The sequence below is a fragment of the Streptomyces sp. NPDC088732 genome, assembly GCF_044751205.1.
Taxonomy (GTDB): Bacteria; Actinomycetota; Actinomycetes; order Streptomycetales; family Streptomycetaceae; genus Actinacidiphila.
On record NZ_JBIVLI010000013.1, the window covers coordinates 126922 to 144238 of the forward strand.

At 67.4% G+C, this 17317-nt stretch carries 19 protein-coding genes; 15 read left to right on the forward strand and 4 right to left on the reverse strand.

Translation table 11 applies throughout. The features are described 5' to 3' along the window. Positions 1 to 102: 102 nt before the first annotated feature. The 3 genes from ACIP9H_RS22630 to ACIP9H_RS22640 form a co-directional block, all read right to left on the reverse strand. On the reverse strand, positions 103 to 864 hold the full coding sequence (locus ACIP9H_RS22630) for an SAVMC3_10250 family protein (protein ID WP_401590411.1): 762 nt from the start codon (positions 862 to 864) through the stop codon (positions 103 to 105). 566 nt (positions 865 to 1430) lie between these two features. Then, positions 1431 to 1862 carry a VOC family protein gene (locus tag ACIP9H_RS22635; protein WP_401590412.1) on the reverse strand — a complete coding sequence of 144 codons (432 nt, stop codon included), beginning with the start codon at positions 1860 to 1862 and terminating at the stop codon, positions 1431 to 1433. A gap of 71 nt (positions 1863 to 1933) precedes the next feature. Continuing rightward, positions 1934 to 3898, reverse strand: a complete 1965-nt coding sequence (locus ACIP9H_RS22640) for a SpoIIE family protein phosphatase (RefSeq protein WP_401590415.1) — start codon at positions 3896 to 3898, stop codon at positions 1934 to 1936. Between the two features lie 184 nt (positions 3899 to 4082). Between ACIP9H_RS22640 and ACIP9H_RS22645 the strand changes: the two genes are divergently transcribed. Further along, positions 4083 to 4427: a GNAT family N-acetyltransferase gene (locus ACIP9H_RS22645; protein ID WP_401590418.1), complete on the forward strand. Its 345-nt coding sequence runs from the start codon at positions 4083 to 4085 to the stop codon at positions 4425 to 4427. A 9-nt stretch (positions 4428 to 4436) separates the two neighbouring features. Here ACIP9H_RS22645 and ACIP9H_RS22650 read toward each other — a convergent pair whose 3' ends face one another. After that, positions 4437 to 5066 (reverse strand): TetR/AcrR family transcriptional regulator, encoded by a 630-nt coding sequence (locus ACIP9H_RS22650; RefSeq protein ID WP_319660767.1) that lies wholly within the window; start codon positions 5064 to 5066, stop codon positions 4437 to 4439. A 598-nt stretch (positions 5067 to 5664) separates the two neighbouring features. Here ACIP9H_RS22650 and ACIP9H_RS22655 point away from each other — a divergent pair. From ACIP9H_RS22655 to ACIP9H_RS22720, 14 genes are all read left to right on the forward strand, one after another. Continuing rightward, a complete protein-coding gene (locus ACIP9H_RS22655) occupies positions 5665 to 6579 on the forward strand; it encodes an NADP-dependent oxidoreductase (protein ID WP_401590422.1) in 915 nt (304 codons plus the stop codon). A gap of 99 nt (positions 6580 to 6678) precedes the next feature. Beyond that, positions 6679 to 7020 carry a GNAT family N-acetyltransferase gene (locus tag ACIP9H_RS22660; protein ID WP_401590425.1) on the forward strand — a complete coding sequence of 114 codons (342 nt, stop codon included), beginning with the start codon at positions 6679 to 6681 and terminating at the stop codon, positions 7018 to 7020. A gap of 25 nt (positions 7021 to 7045) precedes the next feature. Further along, complete coding sequence (locus tag ACIP9H_RS22665; protein WP_401960389.1) at positions 7046 to 7642, forward strand: TetR/AcrR family transcriptional regulator; 597 nt, start codon at positions 7046 to 7048, stop codon at positions 7640 to 7642. A 102-nt stretch (positions 7643 to 7744) separates the two neighbouring features. Continuing rightward, on the forward strand, positions 7745 to 9130 hold the full coding sequence (gene lpdA, locus ACIP9H_RS22670) for a dihydrolipoyl dehydrogenase (protein ID WP_401590430.1): 1386 nt from the start codon (positions 7745 to 7747) through the stop codon (positions 9128 to 9130). Positions 9131 to 9464: 334 nt separating this feature from the next. After that, positions 9465 to 9845 carry a nuclear transport factor 2 family protein gene (locus ACIP9H_RS22675; RefSeq protein ID WP_401960392.1) on the forward strand — a complete coding sequence of 127 codons (381 nt, stop codon included), beginning with the start codon at positions 9465 to 9467 and terminating at the stop codon, positions 9843 to 9845. 106 nt (positions 9846 to 9951) lie between these two features. Next, entirely contained in the window at positions 9952 to 11226 is a 1275-nt protein-coding gene (locus ACIP9H_RS22680) for an MFS transporter (protein ID WP_401590435.1), read from the forward strand. Between the two features lie 40 nt (positions 11227 to 11266). Next, complete coding sequence (locus ACIP9H_RS22685; protein ID WP_401590437.1) at positions 11267 to 11740, forward strand: GNAT family N-acetyltransferase; 474 nt, start codon at positions 11267 to 11269, stop codon at positions 11738 to 11740. A 153-nt stretch (positions 11741 to 11893) separates the two neighbouring features. After that, positions 11894 to 12808 (forward strand): isocitrate lyase/phosphoenolpyruvate mutase family protein, encoded by a 915-nt coding sequence (locus tag ACIP9H_RS22690; protein ID WP_401590440.1) that lies wholly within the window; start codon positions 11894 to 11896, stop codon positions 12806 to 12808. A gap of 55 nt (positions 12809 to 12863) precedes the next feature. Further along, positions 12864 to 13493, forward strand: coding sequence for a nitroreductase family protein (locus tag ACIP9H_RS22695; RefSeq protein ID WP_401590442.1), 630 nt, complete (start codon positions 12864 to 12866; stop codon positions 13491 to 13493). Positions 13494 to 13544: 51 nt separating this feature from the next. Beyond that, entirely contained in the window at positions 13545 to 14462 is a 918-nt protein-coding gene (locus tag ACIP9H_RS22700) for an NADP-dependent oxidoreductase (protein WP_401590445.1), read from the forward strand. A 55-nt stretch (positions 14463 to 14517) separates the two neighbouring features. Continuing rightward, complete coding sequence (locus ACIP9H_RS22705; protein ID WP_401960397.1) at positions 14518 to 14901, forward strand: MmcQ/YjbR family DNA-binding protein; 384 nt, start codon at positions 14518 to 14520, stop codon at positions 14899 to 14901. A 55-nt stretch (positions 14902 to 14956) separates the two neighbouring features. Further along, on the forward strand, positions 14957 to 15844 hold the full coding sequence (locus ACIP9H_RS22710; RefSeq protein WP_401960398.1) for an SDR family oxidoreductase: 888 nt from the start codon (positions 14957 to 14959) through the stop codon (positions 15842 to 15844). 203 nt (positions 15845 to 16047) lie between these two features. Continuing rightward, complete coding sequence (locus ACIP9H_RS22715; RefSeq protein ID WP_401960401.1) at positions 16048 to 16824, forward strand: hypothetical protein; 777 nt, start codon at positions 16048 to 16050, stop codon at positions 16822 to 16824. 88 nt (positions 16825 to 16912) lie between these two features. After that, a complete protein-coding gene (locus ACIP9H_RS22720) occupies positions 16913 to 17125 on the forward strand; it encodes an MbtH family protein (RefSeq protein ID WP_401590627.1) in 213 nt (70 codons plus the stop codon). Positions 17126 to 17317: the final 192 nt, after the last annotated feature.

Genomic DNA, 17317 nt, shown 5'->3' on the forward strand with positions numbered 1-17317 from the left:
CCACCCAGGTTCTGAAACAACCTGTGCTTGCTGGGCGACCGTTGCTGAAATCAGAAGGCTGAGTCGGGGGGCGTGCACCTCGCTGCCTACAGGTTCCAGCGGTCAGCGCGATGCGTACTCGACATAGAGAGGGGTCGCCAGAATGCTGCCGAAGTCGTTGACTGCGAGGATCCGTGCAACTCCGGCGAGTCGTACTGGTGGTTTCCACCCTTCGAGATGCGGCGCGTCGACCTCGCACAAAAGTGTTACGGCAGATAGGGCATGGTCAGTGGAGCCGAGCGTTGAGAGGTCTCCGATCGCCGCGCGGTCGGGAAGTTCCTGCACAGCCTGGGCGTAGGCACGGATAGCTTCGATGTAAAGGTGACCGACTTGTTGGCTGTCCGAGTCCCCATCGCTCGTCGGTCGCCGACGGTCCAGAAGATGGGCCAACGATCCGACCAGCGCAAACGGTGGGTGCTGCGGGTATTGAGCGGCGGCGAAATAGACAAGCCCGTCGACCACTGGACGGTCACGGCCATCACCACTGCCAGGCCATGCGCTACCGAACCTGAATTCCTCCTCGAACTCAATCCAGCTGCCGACCGCTAATCCTTGGTCGGTTCTTTGCCGATGACCGTGCTTCCGCTCGATCATCTTCACCACCGCGTTCAACGCTCCGACGAGTGACGTCCGGCTATCACTGGACAATGATGCCTTCAGCGACAACACACCCGCATTGAGACCCGCTTCGAGACCGAGTCGCTCACGGACCCGCCCCGGGAGCTGAGGCACCAAGACCTCCATCTTCGACTCGGACAGATACAACAGGTCCCGCATTGCAGGGCGTGGACGGCGGAGCGGCATCGGTACTACCTCCTCGAACATGTATGACCAACGATTCCGGGCGGTGCCAGCAGCTTCTTCAGCCGGCGCACGACCCCTTCCACGTGCCCGAACTGTTGGCCCAACAACCCTGGCCACAGTTCGTGTTCGGGCAACCCCCCAAAGCACCCAGGAAACCACAGCTGTCACTCAGCATGCACGCGTCACGGAAGTTGAGCCAGAGCCCGAGAACGTACAGTGAATGCTCACCGCTTCGGGAGGCGGCGGAGTGCACTCGTGTTCGACCTTCTACAACTGCCGCCGATAGCGGTGAAATGAGTACTGATGCCTCACCCACCGGCCAATACCAAGGGGCAGAACCGCTGACGACCTCCGCCAGTTCATCTGCAGCCTCGGGCGTCAGGCTGTAGAACCCCTGAAGGCTCGCTCGGCAACGGCCGGTTCGAGGTGACCTTCGCAGACGGCCGGGTCCAGGAGGTGGACGGTACGGCAGCGACGGTCGCGATGATCCTGGACGGCCTGCCTGACGATGCCGTCCCGCGACCTCGGGGATCATGACACGCCGACCTCACGAGTTCCTGGCTGCCTCCTCGCGTCCCGGAGGCGATTCACGCGAGGCAGAACTCGTTTCCCTCGATGTCCTGCATCGTGATGCACGACTCGTTGACGCCGTCGGCGCGCTGCGTCAGCACGTGCTTCGCGCCGAGCGCCATCAGCCGTGCGCATTCGGCCTCGAGTGCGGCCAGTCGCTCATCCCCCACGAGCCCGGCGCCGACCCGCACATCAAGATGCACCCGGTTCTTGACGACCTTGCCCTCGGGAACTCGCTGGAAGAGCACCCGCGGGCCCACACCTGAGGGATCAGTGCACCCCAAATAGATCTCATCCTCAGGAGGCAGCGAGTGGTGGTACTCCTCCCACGTGGCAAAGCCCTCCGGGACTGTCGGCACGACGTACCCCAGCACCTCGCACCAAAAGGCAGCGAGGCGCGCAGGTTCCGCGCAGTCGAAGGTCACTTGGAACTGCTTGATCGTTGACATTGGCGCACGATAACAAGGGCCCCGCCCGTCTCCCCGGCTGGGTAGATCCACGCTGCCGCACAGGACAGCCCTCAGGTGCGGCGGATGACGAGGACGGCGACGTCGTCGAGGTGGTCCACGGCGACGACGGCGTCGAGGAGGAGATCCGCTGTCGCCTGGACGTCGAGCCCGTCGTGGAGGGCCTGGCCGGCGAGCGTTCCCGCTCGCTCCAGTCCGGCCTCCAGCGTCAGGCCCGGCCCCTCGACCAGGCCGTCGGTGACCATGACCAGCGCGGTGCCCTGTTCCAGGGTGAAGGTCTCCTCCCGGTAGTCGATGTCGGGCAGGACGCCCAGGACGGGCCCACCGGGTAGGGTGCGGATGCGGTGGCTGCCGTCGTCGCGGGCGTGGAGCAGGGGGACGTGGCCGGCGCTGGTGCCGATGACCCGACCGTCGCGCGGATCGACATGCAGCATGGTGCAACTGGCGAAGCGTGGTGCGTCCATCGCGGTGAGCAACTCGTTGGTGCGTGTCAGCACCGTTGCCGGCTCGGGCTCGTGGGCGGCGATCGCGCGCATGGACGAGCGCACCTGACCCATGAAGACCGCGGCGTCCACGTCGTGCCCCTGGGCGTCGCCGATCTCCAGCGCCACCGCACCGTCGGGCAGGAAGAACGCGTCGTACCAGTCGCCGCCGATGTCCAGCCCGTCGCGGCTGGGCTGGTAGCGGACGGCGACCTCGAGGCCCGGGAGGTGCTCGGGCAGCATGGGGAGCAAGCTCTGCTGGACCGCCGTGGACAGATCGACGTGGGCCTGCTGCAGACGAATGCGCCTCAGGGCCTGGCCCGCCAGGTCGGCCAGCGTGGTCATGAAGGCGAGCTTCTCCGGGGACGGGGGGTCCTCGCAGTCGTGCGTCACCGCCCAGGCGCCCAGGGGCCGGTCGCCCGGCGGGCCGAGAGGAGTGATCGACATCGCGACATCGGGGCCGGGCGGTGCCTGCGACCCAGCGGCGTCGCTCGGCCAGCACCGAGCGAATTCCTCCTGGTTGGCGATGAACTGCGGCTCACCGGTACGGATGGCACAAGGCAGCGGCCGGTCCTCCCCCAGCGACAGACCGAGCAGGGCGTCGGCCTGCCAGGTGGGAATCCCGGCGTCCGAGGAGACCCGCAGACGTCCGCCGTCGACGAGCGCGAAGAGGGCGCCGAAACCGCCGAACGCCGCGGCGAGCCGGGTCAGGACGACCTGCTGGAGATCCTGCTCGTCGGCGGCGGTGAACAGGGCTGAGGAGAACGCGGCGATCTCGTCGGCGCGCTGCCGCTCCGCACTCACCGCGGCCAGCATGGCCTCGCGGGGCGTGTCCGTCGCGGACTCGTCGCGGATCACCCCGAAGACCCGTTCGGGACCGCCGTACCCCAGCCTGACGCGGCGGGACTGGCCGGCCAGCGTGCGCCATCCGTCGTGCTCGGTGTGGAACCGCGCCCTGAACCACGGGGACTGGGCCACGGACGAGCGCACAAGCCGCTGCACGTCCTTCCGGTCCTCGGGGTGCACGCGCCGCATCACCATGGGCAGGGACATCGACGCCTGCGGGAAGAGCGTGGCCAGGGCGGGCTCGCCCCCCAGCCACTCGATCCGGTGCTCATCGGGTGAACACATGCAGAGGCCGAGGCCGGCGGCCTTGGCCGCCAGGTCGAACGGGATCAGCAGGGCGCCCAGGTCATGGCGGGCGTCCAAGGAATGCACCCACACAAGCCGCTCGCCACCCGCGGGGTCCGTCACCGGCCGCGCCTCGACCAGGCAGACCACGGACGCCTCGCCCGACCCGGGGAATTCCAGCACCCGCATGGCGAGCCGCTTCGTCGTGGCGCCGTGCGCCAGCAGGCTCCTCGCCGACCTGCGCTGGTCCTCGGACAGCAGATCACTGAAGCCGCGGCCCACGCACTGGTCCGCGGGCCTGCCCAGCGCCGTGGCCATGGCGGCGTTGAGACGGCGGACAACACCGTCCAGGGTCAGAAGAGCCGACGGTGTGTCCCGCTGCAGGAGTTCGTCCGAGGCGTCCATCTGCCGCTCCCTGACCGTCATCGAGCGCTATGACCCCGATAGACCTGACAATCCTATCCGCCGCGGAGCAGGTCGCGCCTTCCCCGTGAGGCTCCGGAACGGTGCACCCTCGACCCGGACTGGACCTTTTAGTCCTCTTAATCTAGGCTGCGACGCGCCGCGCACGAAGAACTGGAGGACCGGGATGTCCGACGTGCTGTATTCAGACACGGAATCGGCTGTGACAGTGAGCAACAATGAGAAAGAGCATCGCTACGAGATATCCGTAGCCGGTGAAACGGCCGGCCACATGGGGTACCGGGCAATCGGCACCCGACGCGTACTGATGCACACGGTCATCTACGACGCATACCGGGGGCGCGGTCTCTCCAATGTCCTCATCAAGGGCATCCTGGACTTTCTGTGCGTCCACGGAAACACCATTTCGAACTACTGCCCGGTGGTCGAGCGGTTCATGCGCAGGAATCCCGAGTACATCGGCCTGGTCGACGCCAAGCATTCGGGCACCTGGGTCTCGACTTCGAGCTGAGAATCCGGCTCAGTCCACGACGTAGGAGCGTACGTGGGCCAGCGCCATCTGCATGGAGACGCGCATCGGCTCGACGTCCTGGGCGGTCTGGGCCAGCAGATAGCCGCCCTGCAGGGCAGCCATGACGGCGGTGGCGAGCTGTTCCGGGTCCGCCTCCTCACGCAGCGAGCCGTTGGCCTGCATGCGCTTCAAGCCTGCCGAGATGAGTTGCTGCCACTCCGCGAACGTGTCGGCGAGCTTGTTCCTCGACGTGGGGTCCTGCGCCGCCCGCGCGCTGACGAGCGAGCCCAGTGCGCACCCGTAGGCACCGTTCTGCAAGGAGTTGAGCTGGATGAGCTTGTCGCTCCACCGTTCGAGCGCGCGGAGGGAATTCATCCGCTCCAGCATTTGCCGATCACGGTTCAGGACCTGACCGGTCCGCAACTCGATGACACTGTGGACCAGCTCGTCCTTGTCCGCGAAGTGGCGGTAGAGCTGGGATTTACTCGTCCCGCTCGTCGCTCGTACGTCGTCGAGTGAGACCGCGTTGACGCCCCTGACATGGAAAAGCTCGGCAGCGGCCTGAACAATTCGGTCGCGGGTGACAGCCCCGCGTGAGGTCAGGCGCCGCTCCTGCCTGGGAGCATCGTCGACGGACATGTGCCCGATATTACTACGGGCGATCACCGGTCCACGGAAGAGCCCGAGAGCGGTGCCGAGTGCCCGTCCGCCCTCCGGACTGGGGCGAGCCGCACGAGGTGCGACTCCTCGCGGGTGCGCGTGACATGCCTGCCGCGCGGACCACCTCCGCACATCGCTGGACGCGCAGCGGGGAACCCTCAAGCCTGGACGCGACTTCGCTGCGCGACGGCCGGTCCTTGCGGGCGCGGTGCGGACGCTGGACGACACCGTCCCTTCGGCGGCGCCAGGGGCGGAGCGCAGGAGCCTCAAGGTGCCCATCAAGGCCTGAGCCCGGAGACTGGTGCGTGTGGCGCGCTCGCGCCCCATCTGCGGCAAGTCGACCCCTGCAGGGTTCCCAGGAGGGTACCGGCCCCGGTGACCGGTCGCCCGCCCGCCGCGGGGTCCCGAGACGGATCGCAGCCCATCTGGAAACAGGACCATCTCGACCAGTCGTCGACTAAAGCGACCTGTTAGAGTGCAGGTCGGATCATAGTTGTGGACCTTTTAGTTCACTTCGGAGGACTTGCAGCCGACCGTGCGCGGCGCGCGGACGGCGACGGTTCCAGGGAGGTACCCGATGAAGGCGATAGTGGTGACCGATCAGGCCGCGGGGACGGCCGGAATGAGGTTGGCGGAGCGCCCCACGCCTGAGGCTGCGGGGAACGATGTGCTTGTTGAGGTTCACGCGTCCGGATTCACTCCGGGGGAGCTGACGTGGCCCTCGAACTGGACGGACCGCCTCGGCCGCGACCGCACGCCGTCGATCCCCGGCCATGAGCTCGCCGGAGTGGTCAGCGCCCTCGGCTACGGCACGACAGGCCTGTCCGTGGGACAGCGCGTCTTCGGCCTCACGGACTGGACGCGCGACGGCACGCTGGCGGAGTACGCGGCCGTCGAAGCACGCAACCTCGCGCCGCTGCCCGGCGATGTCGACTTCACGGTCGGCGCGAGCCTTCCGATCTCGGGCCTGACGGCGTGGCAGGGGCTGTTCCAGCACGGTCGGCTTCAGCCGGGGCAGAGCGTCCTCGTGCACGGCGCCGCCGGCGGGGTCGGATCGATGGTGACGCAGCTCGCACGCGAGGCGGGTGCCTACGTCATCGGCACCGGACGTGCCGCCGATCGCCGGACGGCGCTCGACTTCGGCGCGGCGGAGTTCGTCGACCTGGACAACGACACGCTGGAGGACGCCGGCGGAGTTGACCTGGTGTTCGACGTGATCGGCGGCGACATCGGGAAGCGGTCCACGGGCCTGATTCGCGCCGGAGGAACCCTGGTGACCATCGCCGGCCCGCCGGAGGCGCGACCCGCGGACGGTCTGGCCGTCGACTTCGTCGTCGAGTCCGATCGCGCCCAACTGCGCGAGGTGGTCCAGCGGGTGCGGGACGGACGGCTCCGCACGGCCATCGGCAATGTCGCGACGCTCGATGACGCCGTCGCGGCCTTCAATCCGGCCGAGCGGGTCAAGGGAAAGACCATCATCCGCGTCCGCTGAGGGCTCATCCACGTTCCCGGCCGAGCGATCCGCTCCGCCCGGTGATCGACAGGGGTGCCCCGTCATCCAGGCGGGGCCGGCACAGATACAGGAACGGCCATGACCAAGGTGCTGTGGACTGACACGAGCGGCTCGATCAGGGTCCTCAAGGACGAGGACAACAGGTTCTACGAGGTTCAAGAGGACGGCAACTACGCGGGCCTGCTCGCCTACGAGCGCAAGGGCACCCAGTACAGCCTGACGCACACCTACGTCCAGGACGGTTTCCGCGGCCGCGGTCTGGGGACCGCGTTGATCCGCGAAGCGCTGTTCGATCTGGTGCAGGAACAGGCGGCGGTCACCAACCGGTGCCCCGTCATCGACCGCTTCATCGAGAGGTACCCCCGGTTCCGCGAGGACCTCGACCTCGGCCCGCAGGCCGTCGACGACGCCCGCAACTGAGGCGAATCGTTCAGAAGGGCAGAGAATGGCGATCGCCGGCGAAGCCATGGCGCGTGCTCGCCTGGTCCAGGCCGCCGCAGACCTCTTTTACGTCAAGGGTGTCAACTCGGTGACCTTGGAGGACGTGCGGGCAGCGAGCGGGCTGACCGAGTCCCAGTTCAACCGCTTTTTCGCGGACAAGGACGAGCTTGTGCACAGTGTCATCGAGTTGCGTGCCCAGCAGATCCTCGAACGCGACCAGCAGCACCTGGAGCGGATGAGTTCCTTTGGCGCCCTGGAACACTGGAACGAGTCGATCATCCGCCTCAACTCGCTGCGGGACGGGGCCTACGGGTGCGCTCTGGGTGCACTCGTCGCATCCCGCGCGCCTCACGATCCCGCGGCCCGGAACCTGCTCGCCGAGAAGTTCGGCGAATGGCAGGAGTTGATCGCGGCCGGCCTGCGCCGGATGCAGGAGAACGGCTCGCTCAAGAAGCACGTCGATCCCGCGAAGCTCGCTGTGTCCGTGATGGCCGCGCTGCAAGGAAGTTACGTGCTGGCCCAGGTGGCACGTGACGTCGAACCGATGCGCGTCGCCATGGACATGGCCCTGGCACACGTGAAGACCTACACCGTGGACTGATACGCGGCGCACGAGGCCCGTGCGCGCCGCATCTCACGACCCCTACGGACAGCACACGCGCCGAACGGAAAACCGCGCGGCAGACCCCAAAGGAACAAGGACATGAGCGACAACGAAGAGCCCTACGACATGGTCGTTTTCGGGGCCGGCAGCGCCGGGTACGCGGCCGCATTGCGCGGGGCCCAACTCGGGCTCAGCGTCGCCCTGGTCGAACGCCACAAGCTCGGCGGCACATGCCTCCACAACGGCTGCATCCCCACCAAAGCCATGCTGCACGCGGCGGAACTGGCCGATCAGGCGCGCCATGGCCGTGACGTGGGAGTGCACTCGTCCTTTCGAGGCATCGACATGGAGGCCCTGCACGCCTACAAGGACGGCGTGGTCTCGAGCCTCTGCAAGGGGCTCACCGGCCTCGTCGACGCACGCGGCATCACCTACGTGGAGGGGGAGGGCCGGCTGTCGTCGGCGACCTCCGTCGATGTCGGCGGCCGACGGCTCACGGGCCGCCACGTCGTGCTCGCCACCGGGTCCGTTCCGAGGACCCTGCCCGGACTCGAGATCGACGGACGGCGCGTGATCTCGTCGGACCACGCTCTCGCCCTCGACTATGTCCCCGCGTCCGTGATCGTGCTCGGCGGCGGCGTCATCGGCGTCGAGTTCGCGTCCGCGTGGTCGTCGTTCGGAGCCCGGGTCGCGGTTGTCGAAGCCCTGCCGCACCTTGTCCCGGCGGAGGACGAGACCGTCTCCGGCCGCCTGGAGGCCGAGTTCCTCAAGCGCGGCATCACCCTTCACCTCGGTGTCCCCTTCGCCGGGAGCGAGTACACGGAGGACGGTATCCGCGTCCGGCTGGCCGACGGCAGGACGCTGGAAGCGGACCTCCTGCTCGTGGCCGTCGGACGAGGCCCGGTCTCCCAGGGCCTGGGATTCGAGGAGGCGGGCGTCGCCATGCACAGGGGACACGTGCTGGTGGACGAGTACATGCGCACCAGCGTCCCCACCATCTCGGCCATCGGAGACCTGGTCCCCACGCCGCAGCTCGCACACGTCGGCTTCGCCGAGGGCATCCTCGTCGCCGACCGCGTGGCCGGGCAGCGTGCCGTACCGATCGACTACGACGGCGTCCCGCGCGTCACGTTCTCCCGCCCCGAGATCGCGTCGGTCGGCCTGACGGAAGCCAAGGCCGAGCAGGTGCACGGGGCCGAGAACATCGACTCCGTCGTCTACGATCTCGCGACCAACGCCCGCAGCCGAACGCTGAGAACGGAAGGCCACGTCAAGGTCGTCCGGAGGAAGGACGGGGCAGTCGTCGGGGTGCACATGATCGGCGACCGGATCAGTGAGCAGATCGGCGAAGCGCAGCTCATCTACAACTGGGAAGCGCGTCCTCAGGACGTCGCCGGCCTCATCCACGCGTACCCGACGCAGGGCGAGGCGCTCGGTGAGGCAACTCTCGCGCTGACCGGCAAACCGCTGCATTTGCAGGTCTGATACGGCGACCACTGGCACGCCGCCACAAAGAGTTACGCAGTCCATACGCCATGGCGTCAATCTGAGGCATTAAGCCATTGACCTGCACGTTTCCGGGACATTGATCAGCAATACCAAATACAAGAGGACTTGACAGTCCCGTTTTGTCTTTGAGACGCTGAAGAGAGTTCGTCGCAAGCAGTGGCTTTTGTCCGGAGCCCTCCATAGCGCGACGGCCGCATTCCACAGCGAACGTGAGGCATCCCCCATTGCGGGCCTCCCCCCTTACGGCCACATTCGCCGCGTCGATCCGACCTGCAGTGAACGCCACACCACGCAGAGAAGGAACAGACACATGAACCACACCAAGCAGACCACCGAAGACCTGGCGATCCTCGACCAGCTCAACAACGACTATGTCCACTCCGACCAGTTCAACGACGTGCAGCGCTTCAGCGAGTTCCTCGCCGAGGACTTCGTCGTTCAGACTCCAGGCGTCACACGCAACCGTGCCGAGTTCCTCGAATACATCGCCGAGCCGCGACCCTTCAAGGATCTCGCTGTGCACAACGTCAAAATCCGCATCCTCAGTGACGTCGCCCTGATCCACGCCCGTGCCACCTACACCCTGCTCGCCGACGGCGCGCATCAGGAAGCCCTCTACACGGACACCTACCAGAAGCGTGACGGCAATTGGGTCTGCGTCTCGGCCTGCGCGATCGCCCCTGGCACCTGACCCGGCCGAATCGGCGCCGGTACGGCCGCCGGCACGGTCGGCCGCACAGGTGCCGGCCACATGCAGACAGACCACAGCCCCGCATCGGGACCTGACGTACCGACTCATGGAAAGGCACTGCTCGATGCAGGACCTGGCACCAGTGATCAACCTGACCCGCCGGGGCAGAACGCTCCAGTTGGCCTTCTCCGCCGCGGTGGTCGCCCTGGTGGCCTCGTTCGCCGCGTCGGCCGCACCGATCCCCTTGTTCAACACCTACCGGGCCGAGGACGGGTTCACCAACGCCGGCATCTCGCTGGCCATCGTCAGCAATGCCGTCGGCACCATCGCCGGACTGCTCGTGCTGGGACGACTCTCCCATCACCTGGGCCGACGGCCCACCGCGATCGTCAGTCTCAGCCTGCTCCTGCTGGGCTGCCTGCTCCTGCTGAACGTGCACGACATCGGGACCCTGCTGTCGGGCCGGCTCCTGATGGGTGTCGGTACGGGGGTGGCCGGCAGCAGCCTCACCTCCTACATCGTCGACACCGCACCCAGCAGACCGGAATGGCTGGCATCCGTCGCCTCCAGCCAGGGACCCATGCTCGGCCTCACCCTCGGTGCCATCGCCTCCGGTGCCCTGGTCCAGTTCGGCCCCTGGCCACGCCACCTCATCTACCTGGCGTGCGCCGGTTTCCTCGCGCTGTCCGCCGTGCTCGTCGTCATCAGCCCGGAAACCGCGAAGCCGACGCCGGGTGCCTGGCAGTCCCTGCTGCCCCGGGTCCGCGTACCGGCGCGGGTCAGGAACCTGCTCCCGGTGGCCGCGGCAGTGTTCCTCGCGACGTGGGCGACCGGGGCTTTCTACCAGGCCTTCATGCCGGCGCTGGTCGCGGACCGATTCCACACCCGCAGCGCCCTCACGCTCGGACTGGTCTTCGCCCTCTACATGGCCCCCAGCGTTCTCGGTGCTCCCATCGGGGGTCGCTTCACCTCGGCCGCGGCCCAGCGAATCGGCATGGTCGTCTTCCTGGCCGGATGGATCGGCATCATCACCGCGATCGCCATCGGCACGCTGGCACTGTTCGTCGCCGCGACCGTCATCGCCGGCACCGGTCAAGGGATCGCCATCAGCTCCGCCACCCGCGGTCTGCTCCACGGCAGCACCCTCGCCGACCGGGCGCCGATCTTCAGCGCCGTCTACCTGCTCTGCTACAGCGGCGCCGCCTTCCCCAGCCTTGTCTCCGGCCAGCTCTCGAACGCCCTCTCGCTGCCGCGGATCACCCTCGGATACGCCGTGTTCGCTCTTGTCGCAACCCTCTTCAGCGTCCTCGCCGCTCGCGATCCGCACACCGACACGAGTAATCACGACGAACCGCGCCGGCTCCCGGCCACGCCCGTTTGACCGAACCCACTGATCCGGTCCCTCGACAGAAAGTACGACAATGACGTTCGATTTCGGGGCGGAGGCGTCCGCCCGTCAAGAGAACAATGCCGCGCTCATCGCCGCCTTGGACGAGGTAATTCCCGGCGAGGCGGAGTCCAGGTGGGTGCTCGATGTCGTCCACGACGCGGAGCACGGTCGCTGGATCGCCGCTCTCGGTGACGATGGGATCGCCGAACTCTCGTACCGGTTCGTAGGCGGCCGCGTCGTACTTCTGACGACCTGGGTCGACCCCGCCTACCGCAAGAACCGGGTGGCCTCCGAGCTCATCTCCCGCGTGCTGGACGAAGTCCGCGCGAGCGGGAAGAAGATCACCGTCATGTGCCCGGTGGTGGGTGAGTTCATCGACCGCAACCCCGAGTACGCCGACCTCATCGACACGGTCCATCCCGGTGCCGGCGCCTTCGTCAAGCACGAGCCCGTGGCAGGCCGCCACGACGACGAGCTCACCGCAATCGAGCACGACTTGGCGTAGCTCTCCGGTCACGACACGGCTCACGGAGCACCTGACCGCTGAAGGACGTTTTAGTCCATCCATTTATGGGCCCCCCTCGCTGCAGAGCGGGAATTTACCTGCACAGATGTCGGACACAAGGTCTGAAATTCGAGGACCATTTAGTCCTATACAGTGGCCGATCTGCGGTACGTTGGGGGAAGGCGTCCCCTGTGTCGGGAATCCCCTCACCACCCAAAAACGATCACCAGGGAAAGGTTCGATATGCCGGGCTCCGAGCTCTATGAAAAATTCATGGCGCTGCACACCCGCGACGGCGGCCTCGTCATGCCGAACGCGTGGGACGGCCTCTCGGCTCTGATGCTGGCCGATGCCGGCTTCGAGGCGATCGCGACGTCGTCGGCGGCACTCGCCACCACACTCGGCCGGCCCGACGGACGTCACGAAGTCACGCGTGATGAGCACCTTGAGCATGCGCGGCTGCTCGGCCGTCTCACCGGGCTGCCTGTCAACGGGGACTTCGAGGACGGCTACGGCGACACGCCTGAGGACGTCGCCGCGACCGTGGAGGCCGCCGTCGAGTCCGGCCTGGCCGGTATCGGGATCGAGGACACCTCGGGCCGTCCCGATCAGCCGATCCGCGACTTCGACGAGGCGGTCGACCGCATCCGCAGCGCCGTGAAGGCGGCCAAGGGGCGCATCGTCGTCACCGGCCGCACCGACAACTTCCTCCAGGGGCGGCCCGACCTCGACGACACCATCCGGCGTCTGACGGCCTTCGCGGAGGCCGGCGCGGATGTGCTCTACGCCCCTTTCCCGCCCGACCTCGACGCACTCGTCGCGATCGTCGCCGCCGTGGCGCCGACACCGGTGAACGTCCTCATCTCGCCGGCGGACAAGGTGCTGACCGTCGCCGAACTGCAGAAGGCCGGCGTCAAGCGCATCAGCGTGGGTCCGGCGCTCTACACCCACGCGATGCAGGCACTCGACCAGGCCATCAAGGCTCTCGTCGCGGGTGACCTGCGCAGCGCGACGACAGGAACCGGCTTCGAACGCATCAACGAGCTGATCGCCCGCCGAACGACATAACCCCAACCCATTCGTCGCACGAGAGAGGCAGATTCACGTGAATCTTGAAAAGCTCATGAACAAGCATCTCACCAGGTATTTCGATCCCAGCAGGACCATTCCGGGGGAAACCCTCCAGCAGCTGCTGCGGTTCCTGCGTTCCACGCCGACATCGGTGAACGTACAGCCCAACCACTTCTACGTCCTCGCCACGACGGAGGGCAAGGAACGGCTCGCCGACAACCTGGGCGAACGGTTCCGGGACAACGCCGAGAAGGTCCTCAACGCGTCGCACACGATCATTCTCACCACCCGGGCGGATCTGCCCGACGCCCATCTGGAGGCGGTGTTCGCCAAGGAGAGGGCCGATGGCCGGTTCCCCGATCTGTCAAAGCAGGAGCTGTGGGAATCCATGACCCGGAACTTCCTCGACCTTCGCACCTACGGGTACAAGGACCTGAACCACTGGATGGAGAAGCAGACCTACATGGCGGTGGGCCTGACCATGATGGCGGCCGCCGAGCTCGGCGTGGAGGCCACTCCGCTGGAGGGCTTCGACCCGACCAGTGTCGACAAGGCCTTCAAGATCCGGGAAGGCGGTCACACCACGACGGTGCTGCTGGCCCTCGGCTACCCCGACCCGGAGCGGGTGTACCCCACCCCGATCTCGCGCTTCGACGCGGACGAGCTGTTCACCTTCGTCTGAGCACCCACCCGGAGACAAAACCCTCCACCCCTACCAGGAAGAGCCATACCAATGAAAGCCATTGTGGTCACCGACCAGGCCGCGGGAACAGCCGGAATGACGCTGACGGAGCGGCCTGAGCCGCTCGCGGCGATCAACGACGTCATTGTTCGGATCCATGCAGCAGGCTTCGTCCCCACGGAGATGGAGTGGCCGTCCACCTGGGCCGACCGCGCCGGCCGCGACAAAACTCCGTCGATCCCCGGCCACGAGCTGGCCGGCGTGGTCACCGCTCTCGGCTACGGCACGGCGGGGCTCTCGGTCGGGCAGCGCGTGTTCGGCCTCGCCGACTGGCACCGCGACGGCACCCTCGCGGAGTACGTGGCGATCGAGGCACGCAACCTCGCACCGCTGCCGGGCGACGTCGACTTCACGACAGCCGCGTCCCTGCCGATCTCAGGCCTGACCGCGTGGCAGGGCCTGTTCCAGCACGGCCGCCTCCAGGCCGGCCAGACCGTCCTCGCCCACGGCGCAGCCGGGGCCGTCGGGACGATGGTGACCCAGCTCGCCCGTGAGGCGGGCGCCTACGTCATCGGCACCGGACGAGCCGCCGACCGCGAGAAGGCGCTCGACTTCGGGGCGCACGAGTTCGTCGACCTCGGCAGCGACGCGCTGAAGGACGTCGGCGGCGTCGACCTGGTCTTCGATGTCATCGGTGGCGACGTTCAGAAGCAGTCCGCCGCCCTGATCAGGGCCGGAGGAGCGCTGGTGTCCGTCGTCGGCCCGGTCGAGGCACGGCCCGCCGACGGCCTGGCCATGGACTTCGTCGTCGAGGCCGATCGCGCCGGCCTCGGTGAGATCGTGCAGCGGGTGCGGGACGGACGGCTGCGGACCAACATTGGTGACGTCGCGAGTCTCGACGATGCTGTCGGAGCCCTCAACCCGACCACGCGACGCCGCGGGAAGACAGTCATCCGCGTCCTCCCGTAGGCGGTGGACGGCCCGGCATACGCCAGGGACTCGAACGACAGAGGAGCTGATCATCTTGGACGGAGAGGAACTGCAGAAGATCGCGCGCGATGTCACCGCGGAACTGCCCGGCACCGACCAGGAGCATCGCTTGGACCCCGACTGGGAGCTCCACAAGGTGGCCGGCAAGGTCTTCATGCTCATGACCGACATGCCGGGCCGTCCCGTCCTGATCCTGAAAGCCGATCCGGACGACGCCACAGCCCTGCGTAAGCGGTACCCGGACATCACCCCCGGCTACCACATGAACAAAACACACTGGATCACGGTCCAGGGCGGGGACACCATCGACGACAAGCTGGTGGAGGAACTCGTCACCGACTCCTACCGTCTCGTGGTCGCCGGGCTTCCCAAGTCCAGGCGACCCGCCGATCCGCACACCTGCAACCACCCGGCCTGACCCCCGACATGCCCGTCCTGCGACGCAACGTCGCAGCAGTCATCTGGAGCCTCCCATGCGTGTATTCGTCACCGGCGCCAGCGGCAGCATCGGTTCAGTTGTCGTTCCCGACCTCATCGCCGCTGGACACGAAGTCATCGGCCTCGTCCGATCCGATGCCGCGGCCAAGACCGTCACCGCCGCCGGCGGGACGCCGCTCCGCGGCGGCCTCACCGACCTCGACAGCCTCCGCACCGGCGCCGCACAAGCCGACGGTGTCGTCAACCTGGCCTTCAGCAACGACTGGAACAACATGGACCAGGGCATCGAGGAGGAAGCGCGCGCCGTGAAGACCCTCGCGGCCGCCCTCGCCGGCAGCGGCAAGCCGTTCGTGCACGCCGGCCTCACACCGATGATGCCCGGCCACACCTCCACCGAGGAGGACCCCGACACCACCGACGGCCCGACCGGCGGCCGCGGCCGCACCTCACAGGAGATCCTGGCCCTGGCCGCCCAGGACATCCGCTCCTCCGTCGTCCGGCTGCCCCGCTCCGTGCACCGGCGCGCCTCGGCATACGGCTTCTGCTCGGTGCTGATCGCCACCGCCCAGAAAACTGGTGTGTCCGCGTACGTCGGCGACGGCACGCAGCGATGGCCCGCGGTCAACCTGCTCGACGCCGCCCCGCTGTTCCGCATCGCGCTCGAGGACGCCGCACCCGGCACGGCCCTGCACGCGGTGGCGGACGAGGGCGACACCATGAAGTCGCTTGCCGAGACCATCGGCGGCGTCCTGTCAGTGCCCGTCGAGTCCGTGCCGGCCGAGCGCTTCGGCGTCATCGGGCGCATGTTCGCCCTCGACATGGCATCGTCGGGCGCACTGACCCAGGAAAGGTTCGGCTGGAAGCCCACCCACCCGAGCCTGATCGACGACCTCGCCGCGGGCGACTATCCGTCCCTGGGGTGAAGGCCCGTGCGGTGAACTGCACGACGACCATTGGCATCCCCGCGCCCTGAGGCGGCGGCCCGCTGCGCCGAGCACCGGGCCGCCGCCTCACGCGTGTCCGCCTCCGGCGGGTTGCCGGTGCCGAAACCGGTGCCCAGGAAACCGGCAAGCGCCCGAGGGGCGAGTCGTGAGAGGGTGCGGTTCGATCCGGGGCAGGGGGAGAAGTGGGCCTGATCTATGGCTACGACATCTATCTGCGTCCTGGGAATGTCGCCAGGGTGTTGACCCGTCTCGCCGCGCTGGCGGCACCACGGGCACCTGCCGCGCCGCCGCTCGATGTCACCTTGCCCGGCGGTGAGCGGCTCCTTCTCCCGTTCACGTCGCATTTGGCAAGCGAGCCGGTCGACTGCTCCACGAGCAGCACGCTCGAACTCGACATGTCCCTCCTGTTCGACGTCGATGACGCACTGCGTCAGTACGCGCAGGCGAGAGGCTCCGAACCCGAGGCGGACGGGCGCATGCGGATCGGGTACATCTACGCGACGATCCGGTTCGCGTCCGTACTGCACCCTGGCTACACGTCGGTGGAGTGCTGGGCCGCGTCGTCGGGGATGAGCCGCTTGTTCGCGCAATCGGCCAACGTCAGACAGGCGTTCACCGACCTCACCGCGGCCTGCGGAGGAGTGTGCTGCCTGTTCGACACCGGCGACGGCGCCCCCGAGCAGGTGTGCTGGCTCAACGGTGAACCCGTGCGGGAGACGGTCTCCGGCCCGCGCTTTCCGGATTGGCAGGCACTCGTGGCGACTTGGTCCGACTCCGAGCAGTGTCCGTCGAAGCGCCTCCTGACCGGCAGCGGCGTCTGCCGCACGTCGCACGCCCGGCCCTCACGGCGCCCGGGATCCGCACACAAAAGCAATAAACCTGCCCCACCCGGGCAATCAAGGGAATCCGACGCGACCCCACTGCCACCGCAAGATCATGCGGGTGCCAGCCGGAGGTAACTCCGTGTTTGCTTGCGATGAATAGGTTCCGTTTGCGTAAAGTTGGTAAAGCACGAGTAATTTGAACGAATATCAGAAGGCGCCGGACATGACGAACCCGTTTGAGGACCAGGAAGCCAGCTATCTGGTGCTGGTCAACGCAGAGAAGCAGCATTCCCTGTGGCCGACTTTTGTCGATGTCCCCGAGGGCTGGGAGATCGCATTCGGCGAGGCTTCGCGCCAGGACTGCCTTGACTACGTTGAACGTACATGGACCGACATGCGGCCCCAGAGCCTGGTCGATGCCATGGGCGGCAACTGAAAGCACCTGGGCCTGCGGTCCGTTGCGTCGCAGCGGACCGTACTCGGGGCCCGGCAGGCGAGCAGCGGCCGTCGCACGCGCCGCGCGTCCCCGCCGCCCCCTGACGCCGAGGCCGCTCCCCCGGCACGCCACCCCGGGGGCCGGAAATGAAGCACACACGACCTGACAGGCGCCGAAATGTTCGCCCCGGCC